The organism is Alkalihalophilus sp. As8PL, from assembly GCF_040939795.1.
Lineage (GTDB): Bacteria > Bacillota > Bacilli > Bacillales > Bacillaceae_D > Alkalihalophilus > Alkalihalophilus lindianensis.
Genome location: NZ_CP162551.1, coordinates 579,913 through 594,716, shown reverse-complemented (window position 1 = coordinate 594,716; position 14,804 = coordinate 579,913). Strand labels below are relative to the sequence as shown.

The window sequence follows — 14,804 nt, the reverse complement described above, 5'->3', positions numbered from 1 at the left end:
TCATTTGGGTATGAGGATTAAGGCTACCTTATATCTTCTTTCATTTAAGGGAAGAATAAATTTAAGCAAATTTGGTATAGAAATCCCTGGGAGTGTTCCTAATTGAGTAAACAATTCATCAATGAAGCATTTTGGATTAGAGCGATCGCATGCTTAGCTGTAGCAACCACTCATGCAGTTGATACAACGCTTGCTAATTATGAATATAGCGCCAATCAACTTGAAGAGCATCTATTGATCTTAATTCGATTCATGGCGTATTTTGGTACACCAGCGTTTGTCTTCTTATCAGAACTTTTGTTAGCAAGATCTTATCCAAACTATGTACCACAAGGCTTTTTCAAAAAAAGAATCAAGTTCTTGCTTATCCCTTTTATCTCCATTGGTATCCTATTTGCCTTTCTTATCTCTGATTCCTGGCAAGAGGGCTTACGTCAAGCCTTTGTGCACATCTTTCTAGGAGGATATTATGGGTATTTTATTTTAATCATTTTTCAATTTTATATTTTGCACGTATTACTGCAAAAGTATTTAAGAAACTGGTCTCCAAAAATAGCATTGACTATTGCTTTTGCAATAAATGTATTGTATCTAGGTTTCTTTAATTTTACCGAGCCTATGAATAATGCAGCAGCCGAATATATTTGGTTAAGAGGCTATTGGGTTCCCTTTCTAGGGTGGATCTTCTATTTTGTGTTAGGGTACTATTGTGGTAAAAACTTCGAGGTATTAAAGGAGAAGCTTTTTGAAAATAAGAAAAAAATCTTACTTCTGCCGTTTCTATCAATCACGCTCATTGTCGTGTTAGTGCTTACAGACATCTTGCATGTCGTCTCATCCAAACGAGTGGACATGCTTCTCTACACCATGAGTATGATTTTTGTAATTATTGTTCTAACGATGACAATTGACAGGGTGCCTATTTTTATAAAAATCATTAGTAAATATTCGTTTAACATTTATCTCATACACAAGTTCATTTTATACTTGATGCCAACGATTGATTTTCTCAATCCGCTCCTCTATTTCATCTTCGTCTATATGGTTGCTGTAGGAGGATCCATCATACTAGCCAAGCTCTTATCTAAGGTGAAAGTCAGTAAGTATATCATTGGAAAGCAATTGATGGTTCCAAACGACTCAGATTTATCACGAGAAAAGGGTAGGTAGTTTAATTCATCAGATAAAAAGGAATAGGAAGATTGAATCTTTTAGAAGAAAGCTTTCGGTGTAAACTTAAATGGAATCTAAGAACTTAGAAAGGTAGAGGTGGTAAGGGATGAAGAAAGCAAAAATAGTAATAGGAAGCATGACCTTAGCAACAGCATTGGCGCTGTCTGCTTGTGGTGACGCCGAGGATATTAATCCAGATGAGAAAATGAATACGGATTCGGAGGAAAGTGCTGAGATGGATCATTCTGAAATGGATGAACATGCTCATATGGATCACTCTAGTTCAGGAGAAGTGCCTGATGGTTTAGAAGAAGCAGAGAATCCAACATATGAAGTTGGGAGCCAAGCCATGATCATAGATGGACATATGCCAGGAATGGAAGGTGCTGAGGCAACCATTGTTGGGGCATATAACACGATGGTATATGCCGTTTCCTACGATCCAACTGATGGTGGACCAAGAGAAGAAAACCATAAATGGGTCATACATGAAGAGCTTGAAGAAGCAAATGAGGAACCATTTGAAGCTGGAGACGAGGTAACTCTTGAGGCAGACCATATGGAGGGAATGCAAGGAGCTACTGCAGTCATCGACTCAGCTGAGGAAACAACTGTTTATATGGTTGATTTCACGTTGACTGATAGTGGTGAAGAAGTTGTAAATCATAAGTGGGTCACAGAAGAGGAATTATCAGAGATGGATGAGTAATAAATAGGAGAGAGATAGCCGATTAAATGCGGCTATCTCTTTCTTAATATAGTGTTTTAAAATGAAATACTAGTTTGAGTGTAGCCAGTCGAATATTGGATATTGGTAATTGTTTATATAATAAATGTAAGAGTGTGGAAACCGACACAGAGCGAATGGAAGTCCTTGATAGGGCTTGTACAAAAACAACAAGTTTTCACACAATGTTCTTAATTTAACTCGAGCGCATAGCTACACTCATCCTTCGTCACCTTCTACATTCGTTCGACAGGTCTCGACGTGACAGACTCTCTGAATGCCTTTATAATAGGGGAATGTATGAGGAAGCAGGTGTTTTAAAAAGTGTTAGATTATACCATTCATAAAAAAGATAGTAGTTTAGAAGATGTTGTTTTCATTCATGGATTTGGTGGGAACTCAAAAATTTTCAATCTACAACTTAAATCATATAAAGAACATTTTAATGTTATTACGATTGAATTGCCTGGACACGGGGAGTCAGCTGATGTTGATTCATATAATGAGTCATTTTCATGGCAACTCGCTGCGCGAGAAGTGGTAAAAACACTTGATCAATTAGGTGTGAAAAAAGCTCACTTTGTTGGGGTTTCTCTAGGTACGATTATTATTCATCAAATTTTACAAGACACTCCTGCTCGCGTGAATAGTGTCGTGATGGCTGGTACGGTAACAAGATTTAATTTGACCTCAAAAGCGTTGCTTACATTTGGTAAGCTCATCAAACCTTTCACACCGCATTTATGGATCTACAAGCTTTTTGCTCAGATTATGATGCCAAAAGCAAATCACAAAAAATCAAGAGATAGCTTCATTCGCGAAGCTGTTAAAATGAAGAGGAAGAACTTTATGGGTTGGTATGATGCGGTACAAACGATTGAAACAACCTATACGAAGGTTCAAGAAAAAGCCTCGCATATAAAGAAACTATACATTTCCGGAAGCGAAGATCACTTTTTTATTGATACGTTAAAAGATGATATTAAAACCGATCCCAATGCGCAAATGATTACATTTAAAAAATGTGGTCACCTTTGTAACATTGAAAAGTACCGAAAGTTTAACGAGGTTTCCGTATCGTTTCTACTTGATCAAGTAGAAAAGGTCAGGAAGATTTCTTAATGACAAACACAAATGGAGTGAATAGATAAATGAACATTTTTTTAACGGGTTCTACAGGCTTTCTAGGTGGTAAGCTCATAAAGAATCTAGTAAGCAACTCTTCACATAGCGTCTATGTTCTTGTACGGAATGTTGAAAAAGGAGAGCGTATCAAATCCACTTTCACACCTGAAGAACAAGCCCGTATCCATCTCATAAAAGGCGACATTACGCTGCCATCTTGTGGGTTGTCATCTAAAGATTTATTAACAGTGATGAATAAGGTGGATACATTCTACCATTTAGCTGCGCTTGTGAAATTTGATTTGGATTTACGAGAAGAGCTATTTGCGGTTAACTATGAGGGAACGAAGCATGCACTTGAGTTAGCGACTGAAATCGGAGCAAAAGCATTTCATTATGTCAGCACGGCCTATACAGTGGGAAAACGAACTAGAGGTGTTGAAGAATTATACGATCCAGACGTCTCCTACAATAACCCGTACGAAGAAAGTAAAGTGAAATCCGAGCATCTCGTATTCTCTTATGCTGATAAGATGGATGTTTCCATATTCAGACCTTCTATTATCGTCGGTGATTCGAAGACTGGAGAAGCTGATTCGGAATTTACTTTATACGGCTTCATGCGTGCCCTTGATCTTTTCAAACGAAAGGTTAACAGACGTCAAGCAGGTCAAGAGATGACGTATCGCTTAGTTGCGAATAAAGAAGGGACATCAAACTTAGTGCCGGTTGATTATGTAGCCGATATTTTAGCACTTGCAGCAACAGAAGCTGAGCGAAACCATATTTATAATATTACAAATCCTTATCCACCAAAAAATATCGATCTCCTTAACATGCTTAAGCAAGCTTTACAATTTGATAATTTATCAGTGGTGGAGGATGCTTCCAACTATGAACTTAATCCTGCTGAAGAGAGATTAAATAGTATGGTAGATGTATTTAATGATTACTTAGCAGGAGCGATCCAGTTTGAAGACACTAACACACAAAATCTAATTAAGAGCTCGCCTTTAGAGCATTTAAATATGTCTGAAGCAACAGTGAAAATGATTATGAACGCTTATTTTGAAACCCAATTAGTAAAAGGATAACATTTAACTTAACTGTAATAATACTTAAAACACTGCAAATTGCCGGTGTTTTTTGTCGTTGTTGAGGAGATTTTTAAACAAGTCTTAGAAGTATTGAGACTATAGTACAAAAGGTTAGTTTGAATGTTGGAAGGAAGGAGTACTGAAGCTTTTCCGAATTAGTAGGGAATGGGTAGGATGTTATTTCAAAGATGTAGTTGAGATGTTGCAAATTCTAAAGCTAGTGGAGATAGATATCTTTTCAAAATAAAAATAATTAATAAGTTGATTAATACGAACCGTCTTCATCAGGACGGAACTTAATTGAATAATCTCTTCTTTAATTTGTTGCTTAAGTTGATCATTAGGGCAGGCTAAATATTCCTCAGATAATTTTTCGATTTCTCTTTTAAAAATTGTCTGTTCTATCATCGATAACATAGTTAAGCACCTCTTGCATAATAGGTTAGTATCTGTAAATTAGTACCCTACTTGCAAAAAGGTTAAACCTATATCTGGGCATAAAGTATGATTTATTTTGTGATGAACAAAAAGCTGTAAACCAGGTGAAGGCATGGTTTACAGCTTTTAAATTTTAATTCACTCATGGAAAATCAATACAAAAAAGTACTTTCTCCATTCACTTTGGTGTAAACAACAATCTTTCCTTGCTAGCATTTTTGACTTTATCAATTGCGTCAGTAGGGAATGAAGTGGTTTTTTATTTAAAAATTTTTGAAAAATTAAAACAATGAACATTATTTAACGGTTAGGGGAAATGTTCATTTCTCATGTTCAATCTTACGCATGAGTGGGTATAGGAGTAGATAATCAAAACTGGATTACTCTAACTGTTTGGGTATGATCCACTATTTGAGGTGTAAACATGCAAGCACATTCACATAAGCATTTTATGGTTGTTTTTTTTCTCATCCTACTTAGTTTTACGGTAACCACTTATGTTGTCATAATGGGGTATACAGCCACGATCGATCGGTATGTAATAGAAAAGATCATTCCAACTCATACCGAATCATTAACAGCTGCGATGCAATTTTTTAGTTTTATTGGGGATATTGTTCCGGTGGTTATTATTTCACTTATATGTATCATGATCATTTACTTAACCTATAAAAAATGGCAAGAGGTGTTTCTCTTTATTGCGGTTATGATTGGGTCGACAGCTATTAATACTTTTACGAAATGGATGATTAAAAGGGAGAGGCCCGAATCAACGTTTGTGTATGAAGCGGGCTTTAGTTATCCGAGCGGACACACGATGGCTGCCATGTCATTATATGGAATTATTATCTTTTTGTTTTGGAAGCATACAAGACATGCAGCTGCACGCGTAAGTGTTATAGTCTTTGGTATAACCATGATTGTAACGATTGCATTTAGCCGCCTTTATCTAGGAGTTCATTATATCAGTGATATCATTGGGGGGGGTCTATTAAGTGGACTATGGTTGTATGTAACGATTTATGTGTACCAATACATGATCGAAAAACAGTCGGAATAAGCGTAATAAATGAAGAGCTCCTACATAAAAGTAGGAGCTCTCAGTATTTCTTTATCCTTTAAACTCAATGTCTAACTGTTACCATTATCAAAGTCAGACTCAAGCTCAAATTCTTTTACATCATTTTTGTTTAAACCAAGCTATGATAAAGTAGTGTTAATTACTTCATCACGGTTAGATGATGGGGTTAGAGCTAGCTTAAACATAAAATCTTGTACTTTAGTTGCGGCTTCTTGACCATAAACGACAGGTTCACCAGGAACTTGATACTTAGCTTCAATGGCACTACCTTTTAATTCATACTCTAAAACATATTTATTGCCATCTTTTAGGGCAATTTCTAATTCAAAATCCATAATGCTTGGTGCTGCATAGCCGACATTGGTCATAACACCTGCTACTAAACCAACAATTAATAATGAGCACAATAAAAATCGTAGTTTCATCGAAAATCCTCCTCAAGTTAAAGTGTTCTCGGGTATAAGATACACATTCACTGGGAGATTATGCGGTTTTAATGAATAGCTGGGGCGTTATTTATCATTTCTAAACAACTTACTGTACAATAAGTTTCATTGAAAGAGAGGAGAGTCAACGATTGAACGGTACATATAAAAATATACTTGCTATAGGCGTAGGTGGGGCAATTGGGACGTCTCTACGCTACTTCTTTAATGTATTAACTTTAGAATTGGGCTATCCTCTTGGGACTATTATTGAGAATCTAGGCGGAAGCTTATTATTAGGGTTTCTCACTGCGTGGTTTGTCGTCTTTATACCAAGAGAGTGGATTAAAGTAGGATTGGGTGTAGGGCTTTGTGGCGGTTTTACGACGATGTCAACGTTCGCAGCTGATTCGATTTTCCTTTACAGTCGTACTCCAATGGATGCGATTTTCTATATCGTTCTATCGCTTTTTGGAGGCATCTTATTTGCATTAGGTGGTTATTTATTAGCCACTAGGTTGGCAACAAAGACGCGCCAGAAAATGGAAGGGGGTCTTTAGATCATGAATTTACTTCTACTTGCGCTAGGTGGTGGAATGGGAGCGATTACCAGGTACCTCGTTGGCTTAGCAATGATGAAACGATACCCAGATCCTCCATTTCCAGTCGCTATGCTTGTGGTTAATCTCATTGGATCCTTTGGCCTCGGAGCATTTATGGGCGGCTATTTTCAAGAAATTCCTCTTGGAGCTTATGAAGATCCCCTATTCTTATCAGTAGGGATTGGCTTTTTCGGAGCTTTTACTACTTATTCCACTTTTAGCGTAGAAGCATCCATGCTGTTAAGAGCAAAACAGTGGAGAAAATTAAGTGCATACATAGGGTTTAGTATCATTGGCTCCATTCTCGTCTTTTTGATCGGTTTTTCGATGTTGATCACACTTACTAGTTAAGAGCAGTCATCTATTGACTGTTCTTTTTTGTCATTATTTTGCTCTCTTAGCATAAAATAAATACGAACATGTATTCTTTTTTAGTTGATTATAGAACTTTTGTTCGTATATAATAATGATAAATAAATGCGAGGTGCAGACAATGAAAGGGCTATTAACAAGATCAATGGAACGAAGGGAAAAAGTAGAGATGATTTATCTTTCAGCAAAAGGAGAAGTGACACAGCGAGTGATTGATGTTGTCAACATGAATGACCAGCATGTGATTGCGTATTGTTATACGAGGAAAGAACGTCGATTATTCAAATTAGACAATATTCTATCTGTAAGTAACAAAGTCAGGCGATTTGCTCAGTAAAAAGAACCTTGCTCCAGTTTCTACGGAGCAAGGTTCTACTTAAAGCATATTAACTGATTGCTTTTGTTAAGGCAGGAATGATTTGTTTCTTTCGTGATACAACACCTTTAAGCAGGGCAGTATTTTCTGTAACAGCAACGTCAAAAGCTTCTTCGACTTTTGTAACACCATTGCCATACGTTAAAATAGTAGAGTCGCCTTCTAAGATATCTGTAATCGCGAGAACGAACACTTCTAAGTTTTTAGATTCTATCGTAGCATTAATTTCCTCAGCAATTTCTTCTTTTCTTGCTAACACTTCAGCTACATCCACTGTATTTACTTGTGCAACTTCCACTAACTTTTCACCCATTGGAAATTCTTTACTATCAATGGAGATGATTTGCTTTGCTGAGCGATTTTCAAGCTTCGTACCAGCTTTCAGCATATCAAGGCCATACTCATCAAGATTAATTTCAGCAATCTCAGCCAGACTCTTTGCAGCTTCTACATCTTCATCCGTGCATGTTGGTGATTTAAATAATAATGAATCAGAAATAATAGCTGATACCATTAAACCTGCCATTTGCTTTGTGATCTCAACATTGTTTTCACGATACATTTTATGAAGAATTGTTGTCGTACATCCAACTGGTTCAACACGGAAGTTAAGAGGTTCTTTTGTTTGGAAGTTAGCGATACGGTGGTGATCAACTACTTCGATAATCTTCACGCTCTCAATATCACTCACACTTTGTTGGAACTCATTGTGATCAACAAGAGCTACTTGCTCCACTTCATTTGACACATTTTCGACTAGACGAGGCTTTTCAGCTTGAAAGAAATCAAGGGCGAAAGCAGTTTCTTCATTGATTTCCCCTAAACGAACTGGTTCGACGTTTATCCCTAATTTGCTTTTTAAATCTGCATAAACAAGAGCAGAACAAATCGTATCCGTATCTGGATTCTTATGTCCGAACACTAAAACTTTTTCGTTACTCATTAGTAAGGCACCTCTTTATCAAGTTTTTGTATGTAATTGCCATTCATTCTCACTGATTCATTTTACATGAAAGGTGCTGGTTCTTCAATCCTCTCATGGGCTTATGCATGATTTTTTAAAAATATGAAACCTTTTAAAGCGAGCGACGTAGAAAGGTAAAGTGATTATTTAGAAAATTATGTTATTATAAGAAGGATTAGTAAGGGGGGATGTGTATGGCCATTGATTGGAAAGAGAGAATGCTTAATAAAAATGAATGGGCAAATGGTTGGTACAGGTTACTTGCTGCGTTTTATGACTTTTTATTTTTGTCATTAGTGATGATCTTAGCAGCTGCTGGTACGACTTCTTGGTTAATGGTGAGCTCGCAATCTCCATATGATGATGCAGCTGGTTTCTCGTATTATGTGTGGCAAAATGAATTTGATTTACTTTTGATTAATTGGGGAATATTGGCGATTGTCTTTATTGGTGTGCATCTACTCTATGTCATTCGGGCACGTCGTTCTTTTGGAATGATGATTGTTGACCTACATGTTTACGATGAAAAAGCAGAAAAGCCAAGCGTATGGCGCTTACTGTACCGTGAGCTCTTGAAGTATATTCTTTTTCCGTTTATGATTGTGTCCTTTTTCAAAAAAGAACGACCTATATACGAAAAAATCACCAAAACCTATTTAGTGAAATAGACATTTAAATGATTTTCATAATGGAGGTTTGAGTGAATGAAGTGGGATTTAGAAACAATCGACCCAAAGGGTCTTCCAGAAATAGAAGTCAAGAAGGAACTAAACGAAGTAGACCAGCGACTGGCAATGTTTGAAGTTGATAGACATAAAGCAAACAAAGAAGATATTATCCAAAATGTACTTGAGGCGCAAGACATTTACCTAAAGTGGTATCAACTCTTTGAATACGTAATCTGCTTACATTCTATCGATACGACCAATGAGGAGGCAGCAGGTTGGCTTCATTCTGTAAATGAAGTGTATAGCCGTTATCAAATGCTTGAAACGACGTTAGACCAACTGTTTGCCAGTGCTTCAGAAAGGGACTGGGAAGCCGTCCTTCAAGATACTCGAGTAAGAGACATTGAGACACTCCTCGATCGCAGACGTCATCAGCAAGTACAGTTGAATAATGATTCGATTGAAGCAGCGATGAAGTCCTTGCAAGCAGATGGACTTCATGCATGGGGAGAGATGAATCAGCTAGCTGCTAGTAGGATTTCTATTATATTGAATGGGAAGGAAGTCAAAGCGCAAAATGTTCCTGCACTCATTTACTACGGGTCGGACCGGAATATCCGCCTAAAAGGATTTGAACAGTGGAAAACGGAGTGGGAGAGAGAAGCGCTAATTTGTGCAAAAGCAATTAATCATATTGCGGGGTTTCGATTGACCCAGTACAAAGAACGTGGTTGGGGTTCCTTTTTAAAAGAATCATTAGATGCAAATCGATTATCAGAGACGACATTAGATGCGATGTGGCAAGCGGTACTGGAGAATAGACAGCCATTCTATGATTATATTAAGCAAAAACAAGATTTGTTTCAGGCAACGGATTTATCATGGACGGATCAATTTGCTCCTCTAGCATTAGAGCAACAAGGAAAAGTTGTACCATTTAACGAAGGGGTGGCTTTTATTGAGCAGCATCTCCAATCCTTTGAACCTAGGCTAGCTGAGTTTACCCGACAAATCATTAATGATAATTGGGTGGACGCCCAACCTAGTGATCTTAAGAGTCCTGGTGCATTCTGCGCGCCTATGCCTATCAATAAAGAATCAAGGATTTTCATGCACTATCATGAGAACCTTGAAAGTGTTGGTGTGTTGGCTCATGAGATAGGACATGCCTATCATTATCGATTGTTGCAGGAGCTGCCTATGTATCGACAAGATTGTCCAATGGTCATGGCTGAACTTGCTTCTACTTTAACAGAGACGATTGTGATGCGAGCAGCTATTGAGGCGGCAACAGATCCAAAAGAAAAGCTCCATCTATTAAATCAGCAACTTGTAAGAGATTTGGTAACCATTCTAAATAGCTTTATCCGTCACCAGTTTGAAGTTGAACTCTATGAAAAGCGTAAGCATGGTTTTGTGAGAGCAAGTGAGTTGAATCAATTGATGGAAGATGTCCAAAAAGACGTGATGGGCGATCTTTTTGATACATATGAACCAACATTTTGGGCCTCGTTACGTCATTTTTACTTTACTCATAAACCATTTGGCCATTATCCCTACACGATTGCGCATTTATTAAGTATCGGTTTCTATAAAGTCCTCGAGAAATCAGAGCGGCCAGGAGGGTTATTTGATGAAATGTTAATCGATGCATCTGCGCTTTCGGTTGAAGAGCTTATAGAAAAGCATACTGGGATGGATCCTACATGCTCTGAGTTTTGGACATTGAGTTTAGAGAAAGTGTTTGATGATATCAAATTATTTATGGAGATTAGCGAAGGAATAAAAAATGGAGAAGCGAGTAAATAAGCTTCTCTTTTTTTATTTTTAAATGAATGGAAAATTAAACTTGTCATTATTGACCGAATTGTAGGAAAATAGAAGAGTTCTATTAAAAGAGGTCTATTCAATATGAAGGAGATGACATAATGGTAACAAGTTTAAAAGATACAACGACATTACATAATGGTGTAAAGATGCCTTGGTTTGGTCTAGGTGTCTTTAAAGTGAAAGATGGCTCTGAGGCTGCTGATTCCGTTCGAAATGCAATAGAAAGTGGCTATCGCAGCATTGATACAGCTGCTATTTATAAAAATGAAGAAGGGGTTGGTCAAGGGATTAAAGAAGCTGGTGTTTCTCGAGATGAACTATTCATTACGTCGAAAGTGTGGAATGCTGACCAAGGATATGAAACGACACTTGCTGCATTTGACGCTAGTTTGAAAAAGTTAGACATCGATTATCTAGATTTGTATCTCATTCATTGGCCGGTTGATGGCAAATTTGTTGAGACATGGAAGGCATTAGAGAAGCTCTACAAGGAAGGGCGAGTACGTGCAATTGGTGTTAGTAACTTCCATATCCATCACCTAGAAGAATTATTGAAAGAAGCTGAGATCAAGCCAATGGTCAATCAAGTTGAATATCATCCACATCTCACACAAGTAGAGCTTCGTGAGTATTGTGAAAAGGAAGGCATTCAGCTTGAAGCTTGGTCACCATTAAAGCAAGGTGAATTATTGGAAGATGAAACGATTAAACAAATTGCCGAGTCTTACCGAAAATCACCTGCACAAATCATTTTACGTTGGGACCTTCAAAATAAAGTGGTTACGATTCCAAAATCAATTAAAGAATACCGGATTGTTGCGAATGCCGACATCTTTGATTTTGAATTATCAGCGGAAGATATGGATCGCATCAATGCTTTGAATAAAAATGAGCGTTGTGGTCCAGATCCAGATAATTTTGATTTTTAATTGATCTAGAGAGACACCATTCCTTTGGAATAGGTGTCTTTTTGTATAATTGTTTAACACATTAGCCCATGGGCTCATATAGTGAGAATGGGGGGTGTGAGGATGAACTACTATGGATCGAATCAACAACCTTTTCAACACGCATATACTTTAAATGATTTATTGAAGGGGAAAAACCTAGACTTTATTGCAGCTGCCCTTCTTGTAAGCGGGAAATTAAAGGTGGATTCGGTTGAGTTGTTCAGAGGGTCCCCGGTCATAGTTGTTTCTCTACTTGGAGCTTATCAGACACTAGCTGATACAAAGGCTGATGAGATGGGAGAATTTTTAAAAGAGAATGGTGACGTAACACTTGATGAACTTTATGAGGGTATCAAAAAGAGAATGCCTAAAAATAGGAAGGGGTAGACCAAGAGATGCAACCTCCTTGCAATCAACCTCAATTTGATGGAGCCAGCTTTCCCGGATTAATTATAATTGGCGTATTAATCGCTTTACTCGTGTTTGGTTCGACTGATATTCGAGATTTAACGGATGCTCCTTAACGATAGTGGAAGGGGGATTTCATTTAGAGATAATGTCATTCCCCATATTATTCTCTTCTTACTAAAGGAAATAAACGGAATATGTCGAATACACATTTTGTGGAAGTGAATGGCATGAAGACAGGTTTTAGTTAGGACAAGTTATCGAGTGATAAAGGAGGGCATAACTTTATGAAAGTCATTCGTAATCGGGGCTCGGTTGATATGGAACACACCTTATCGAAGCCATTGTTTGCCCATCTTGCAACGGTAGAGGAGGGTGTACCTAAAGATTCTCCTGTCTGGTTTTTATGGGAAGAAGAACACATTTGGATAATTGGCAGTACATCTGCGGATCGTTTTCCTCATAGACTGAAACAAAACCCTACATGTGCTATCGGCATCATCGATTATGAAAAAGTGACTGGAAAAGTCGTTCATATCGGATTCAGAGGGAAAGCGAGCGTTGAACCATTTGACGGGGAAAGAGCAGAACGGTTGTTAAGACGTTATTTAGGTCCAAATCAAGATAAATGGGATCCTCGTTTTAAAACCTTTAATGAGCATACCATCCTCGTTCGAGTGAAGCCTGAGACGTTGGTGGTAAGAGACCAGTCATACAATGTTTAAGAGACATAAACTAGCAACATTGTAGAAGAGCGTATTCGATCACCCTATCCCTACATGGTAATTTAAAAGTATTTGTTTTGTCTTGTTTCTGTTTTCGAAGATGTGAGGTGATTAAATGTAGGTTTTCTCCTTTAGTTCATACCAAATTAGAGTGACTATTGGTTAGTTCTTTTAAAGGGGATAGGGGAATGAAATACAGCTCGTCTTTTCGTTTTCTTTGGTTAGGGCAATCGTTTGCTAACCTTGGAGATGTATTATATATTGTGGCGTTGATTACAATGATTTATCAGTTGACCGGTTCTGCTACTTACATGGCGTTGATTCCATTTTTTGTTACAGTGTCCCAATTCATCAGTGGAATGCTAGCTCCGTTAGTGATTGATCGGTTTTCGTTGAGAGGAATACTAGCATACTCGCAGACTGGTAAAGCCATTTTATTATGCCTGTTAGCAATGTTAGTCGTTTTTTATTTTCCCGAATTCAACATTGCATTAGTGTTTATGATTGTATTTTTCATTTCATTTCTTGATGGATGGGCAACTCCGGTGAGGAATGCGATGATTCCTCGATTGGTCGCAAAAGATGACCTCGTGCACGCCAATAGCTTCCTATCAATTCTAGACCAAACGATCAGACTTGGTGGCTGGTCAATGGGTGGAATGTTACTTGTGTTGCTTGGAAGCGATCAAGTAGTCTTTCTTACAGTTGGTCTTTATGTGATGGCTAGCTTCTTGATGTTTTTCATTAAAGAAAGAGACATTAGTGTAGGAGAAATACTAGAGGAAACAGCTCCATCAAAAACAAATTGGACGAAGGTGAGGGAAGGGTGGCTCTTCATTTGGAGAGCCCCTGCAGTACGAACACTGACCGTTATGTCTGTGATCGAAGCCTTAGCAAGTGCAGTGTGGGTGGCAGCAATTGTCTATATCTTTGTAGAGGAAGTCCTTAAAGTCGGCGAGCAGTGGTGGGGCTATATAAATGCTAGTTTCTTTTTAGGGTTAATCATCGGCGGGATGATGAGCTTACGGGGCAGCAAGCTTTTGAATCAGCGATTGCCTTCCGTTATTGTATGGGGGACGTTCTCTACTAGTCTACTTACTTTCCTTTTCGCATTGAATATGTTGACTTGGATGGCTCTCTTTCTCTCATTAGTCATTGGTTTGACGGAGCAAATAAAGGGAATCGCTCATCAAACGACGATCCAAAAAAGTGTGAATGATCATCAGTTGCCAAAGGTTTACTCCGCTCAATATGCGCTAGAGTTGCTTACTTTTGGGGTGTCGGTTTTGTTATTAGGAGTGTTAACGGACATGTGGGGAGTCAGGATGGCCTTTATATTGGCTTCCTGTTTTCTCTTCCTATCATTTAGCTTCTCTATTCTAAATCAGAAGCATTTAAAAGGAGCGAATTAAAAGAAGAGGTGACATCTCAAAAAGATGTCGCCTCTTAGTTAATCGTCTGAAAATAGAAATTAAATCTTTTTTACAAATTGGGATTTTAATTTCATAGCGCCAAGTCCATCAATTTTGCAATCAATGTCATGGTCACCATCAACTAAGCGAATCCCCTTTACTCTAGTGCCGATTTTGATAACAGAAGATGTTCCTTTTACTTTAAGGTCTTTAATGACGGAAACGGTATCTCCGTCAGTTAACATATTTCCGTTCGCATCTTTGATAACTATATTCTCTTCAACATTATCAGGCTCAGCTTCTAACGTCCACTCATGTGCGCATTCTGGACATACAAAAAGGTTTCCATCTTCATATGTATATTCTGAATCACACTTTGGACATCTTGGTACATTTGACATACTTTTACTTCCTCCAACTCTAGGGGCATC

The 14,804-nt window shown here is 37.9% G+C and carries 19 protein-coding genes; 15 read left to right on the top strand and 4 right to left on the bottom strand.

The features are described 5' to 3' along the window. Nucleotides 1–102: 102 nt before the first annotated feature. From AB3N04_RS04460 to AB3N04_RS04445, 4 genes are all read left to right on the top strand, one after another. Nucleotides 103–1,170, top strand: a complete 1,068-nt coding sequence (locus AB3N04_RS04460; protein WP_368504908.1) for an acyltransferase family protein — start codon at nt 103–105, stop codon at nt 1,168–1,170. Between the two features lie 109 nt (nt 1,171–1,279). After that, nucleotides 1,280–1,882, top strand: coding sequence for a DUF1541 domain-containing protein (locus AB3N04_RS04455; RefSeq protein ID WP_368504907.1), 603 nt, complete (start codon nt 1,280–1,282; stop codon nt 1,880–1,882). Between the two features lie 342 nt (nt 1,883–2,224). Beyond that, a complete protein-coding gene (locus AB3N04_RS04450; RefSeq protein WP_368504906.1) occupies nt 2,225–3,022 on the top strand; it encodes an alpha/beta fold hydrolase in 798 nt (265 codons plus the stop codon). Nucleotides 3,023–3,051: 29 nt separating this feature from the next. Beyond that, a complete protein-coding gene (locus AB3N04_RS04445) occupies nt 3,052–4,119 on the top strand; it encodes an SDR family oxidoreductase (RefSeq protein ID WP_368504905.1) in 1,068 nt (355 codons plus the stop codon). Nucleotides 4,120–4,299: 180 nt separating this feature from the next. On the opposite strand, the gene AB3N04_RS04440 is transcribed toward AB3N04_RS04445, so the two are convergent. Further along, the gene (locus tag AB3N04_RS04440; protein WP_368504904.1) at nt 4,300–4,539 is read right to left on the bottom strand and encodes a hypothetical protein; all 240 of its coding nucleotides are present in this window, start codon (nt 4,537–4,539) and stop codon (nt 4,300–4,302) included. A gap of 445 nt (nt 4,540–4,984) precedes the next feature. Here AB3N04_RS04440 and AB3N04_RS04435 point away from each other — a divergent pair, with 445 nt between their 5' ends. Next, complete coding sequence (locus AB3N04_RS04435; RefSeq protein WP_368504903.1) at nt 4,985–5,620, top strand: phosphatase PAP2 family protein; 636 nt, start codon at nt 4,985–4,987, stop codon at nt 5,618–5,620. 140 nt (nt 5,621–5,760) lie between these two features. On the opposite strand, the gene AB3N04_RS04430 is transcribed toward AB3N04_RS04435, so the two are convergent. Beyond that, nucleotides 5,761–6,066, bottom strand: coding sequence for a YusW family protein (locus AB3N04_RS04430; RefSeq protein ID WP_368504902.1), 306 nt, complete (start codon nt 6,064–6,066; stop codon nt 5,761–5,763). Between the two features lie 152 nt (nt 6,067–6,218). On the opposite strand from AB3N04_RS04430, the gene AB3N04_RS04425 reads away from it, so the two are divergent. The 3 genes from AB3N04_RS04425 to AB3N04_RS04415 all read left to right on the top strand — a co-directional run bounded on the left by AB3N04_RS04425 (nt 6,219) and on the right by AB3N04_RS04415 (nt 7,377). Then, nucleotides 6,219–6,626 (top strand): CrcB family protein, encoded by a 408-nt coding sequence (locus AB3N04_RS04425; protein WP_368504901.1) that lies wholly within the window; start codon nt 6,219–6,221, stop codon nt 6,624–6,626. Nucleotides 6,627–6,629: 3 nt separating this feature from the next. Beyond that, a complete protein-coding gene (locus AB3N04_RS04420; protein ID WP_368504900.1) occupies nt 6,630–7,019 on the top strand; it encodes a CrcB family protein in 390 nt (129 codons plus the stop codon). Between the two features lie 142 nt (nt 7,020–7,161). After that, nucleotides 7,162–7,377 (top strand): WYL domain-containing protein, encoded by a 216-nt coding sequence (locus AB3N04_RS04415; protein ID WP_368504899.1) that lies wholly within the window; start codon nt 7,162–7,164, stop codon nt 7,375–7,377. A 49-nt stretch (nt 7,378–7,426) separates the two neighbouring features. Here the strand turns inward: AB3N04_RS04415 and AB3N04_RS04410 are convergent, their stop codons facing one another. Beyond that, on the bottom strand, nt 7,427–8,359 hold the full coding sequence (locus AB3N04_RS04410; RefSeq protein WP_368504898.1) for a manganese-dependent inorganic pyrophosphatase: 933 nt from the start codon (nt 8,357–8,359) through the stop codon (nt 7,427–7,429). Between the two features lie 215 nt (nt 8,360–8,574). On the opposite strand from AB3N04_RS04410, the gene AB3N04_RS04405 reads away from it, so the two are divergent. The 7 genes from AB3N04_RS04405 to AB3N04_RS04375 all read left to right on the top strand — a co-directional run bounded on the left by AB3N04_RS04405 (nt 8,575) and on the right by AB3N04_RS04375 (nt 14,373). Continuing rightward, a complete protein-coding gene (locus tag AB3N04_RS04405) occupies nt 8,575–9,048 on the top strand; it encodes an RDD family protein (RefSeq protein ID WP_368504897.1) in 474 nt (157 codons plus the stop codon). Between the two features lie 36 nt (nt 9,049–9,084). Continuing rightward, nucleotides 9,085–10,857, top strand: coding sequence for a M3 family oligoendopeptidase (locus tag AB3N04_RS04400; protein WP_368504896.1), 1,773 nt, complete (start codon nt 9,085–9,087; stop codon nt 10,855–10,857). A gap of 119 nt (nt 10,858–10,976) precedes the next feature. Next, complete coding sequence (locus AB3N04_RS04395; protein ID WP_368504895.1) at nt 10,977–11,807, top strand: aldo/keto reductase; 831 nt, start codon at nt 10,977–10,979, stop codon at nt 11,805–11,807. 102 nt (nt 11,808–11,909) lie between these two features. Continuing rightward, nucleotides 11,910–12,215 (top strand): hypothetical protein, encoded by a 306-nt coding sequence (locus AB3N04_RS04390; RefSeq protein ID WP_368504894.1) that lies wholly within the window; start codon nt 11,910–11,912, stop codon nt 12,213–12,215. An 8-nt stretch (nt 12,216–12,223) separates the two neighbouring features. After that, entirely contained in the window at nt 12,224–12,352 is a 129-nt protein-coding gene (locus tag AB3N04_RS04385) for a twin-arginine translocase TatA/TatE family subunit (RefSeq protein WP_368504893.1), read from the top strand. 171 nt (nt 12,353–12,523) lie between these two features. After that, nucleotides 12,524–12,961 (top strand): pyridoxamine 5'-phosphate oxidase family protein, encoded by a 438-nt coding sequence (locus AB3N04_RS04380; protein WP_368504892.1) that lies wholly within the window; start codon nt 12,524–12,526, stop codon nt 12,959–12,961. 188 nt (nt 12,962–13,149) lie between these two features. Then, nucleotides 13,150–14,373: an MFS transporter gene (locus AB3N04_RS04375; RefSeq protein ID WP_368504891.1), complete on the top strand. Its 1,224-nt coding sequence runs from the start codon at nt 13,150–13,152 to the stop codon at nt 14,371–14,373. 59 nt (nt 14,374–14,432) lie between these two features. On the opposite strand, the gene AB3N04_RS04370 is transcribed toward AB3N04_RS04375, so the two are convergent. Continuing rightward, nucleotides 14,433–14,774, bottom strand: coding sequence for a zinc ribbon domain-containing protein YjdM (locus tag AB3N04_RS04370; RefSeq protein WP_368504890.1), 342 nt, complete (start codon nt 14,772–14,774; stop codon nt 14,433–14,435). Nucleotides 14,775–14,804: the final 30 nt, after the last annotated feature.

Coding starts and splice junctions, on each gene's coding strand:
- AB3N04_RS04400 (WP_368504896.1), top strand. CDS start 9,085: ATGAAGTGGGATTTAGAAACAATCGACCCAAAGGGTCTTCCAGAAATA.
- AB3N04_RS04375 (WP_368504891.1), top strand. CDS start 13,150: ATGAAATACAGCTCGTCTTTTCGTTTTCTTTGGTTAGGGCAATCGTTT.
- AB3N04_RS04440 (WP_368504904.1), bottom strand. CDS start 4,539: ATGTTATCGATGATAGAACAGACAATTTTTAAAAGAGAAATCGAAAAA.
- AB3N04_RS04395 (WP_368504895.1), top strand. CDS start 10,977: ATGGTAACAAGTTTAAAAGATACAACGACATTACATAATGGTGTAAAG.
- AB3N04_RS04430 (WP_368504902.1), bottom strand. CDS start 6,066: ATGAAACTACGATTTTTATTGTGCTCATTATTAATTGTTGGTTTAGTA.
- AB3N04_RS04405 (WP_368504897.1), top strand. CDS start 8,575: ATGGCCATTGATTGGAAAGAGAGAATGCTTAATAAAAATGAATGGGCA.
- AB3N04_RS04380 (WP_368504892.1), top strand. CDS start 12,524: ATGAAAGTCATTCGTAATCGGGGCTCGGTTGATATGGAACACACCTTA.
- AB3N04_RS04385 (WP_368504893.1), top strand. CDS start 12,224: ATGCAACCTCCTTGCAATCAACCTCAATTTGATGGAGCCAGCTTTCCC.
- AB3N04_RS04435 (WP_368504903.1), top strand. CDS start 4,985: ATGCAAGCACATTCACATAAGCATTTTATGGTTGTTTTTTTTCTCATC.
- AB3N04_RS04390 (WP_368504894.1), top strand. CDS start 11,910: ATGAACTACTATGGATCGAATCAACAACCTTTTCAACACGCATATACT.
- AB3N04_RS04420 (WP_368504900.1), top strand. CDS start 6,630: ATGAATTTACTTCTACTTGCGCTAGGTGGTGGAATGGGAGCGATTACC.
- AB3N04_RS04455 (WP_368504907.1), top strand. CDS start 1,280: ATGAAGAAAGCAAAAATAGTAATAGGAAGCATGACCTTAGCAACAGCA.
- AB3N04_RS04370 (WP_368504890.1), bottom strand. CDS start 14,774: ATGTCAAATGTACCAAGATGTCCAAAGTGTGATTCAGAATATACATAT.
- AB3N04_RS04415 (WP_368504899.1), top strand. CDS start 7,162: ATGAAAGGGCTATTAACAAGATCAATGGAACGAAGGGAAAAAGTAGAG.
- AB3N04_RS04410 (WP_368504898.1), bottom strand. CDS start 8,359: ATGAGTAACGAAAAAGTTTTAGTGTTCGGACATAAGAATCCAGATACG.
- AB3N04_RS04445 (WP_368504905.1), top strand. CDS start 3,052: ATGAACATTTTTTTAACGGGTTCTACAGGCTTTCTAGGTGGTAAGCTC.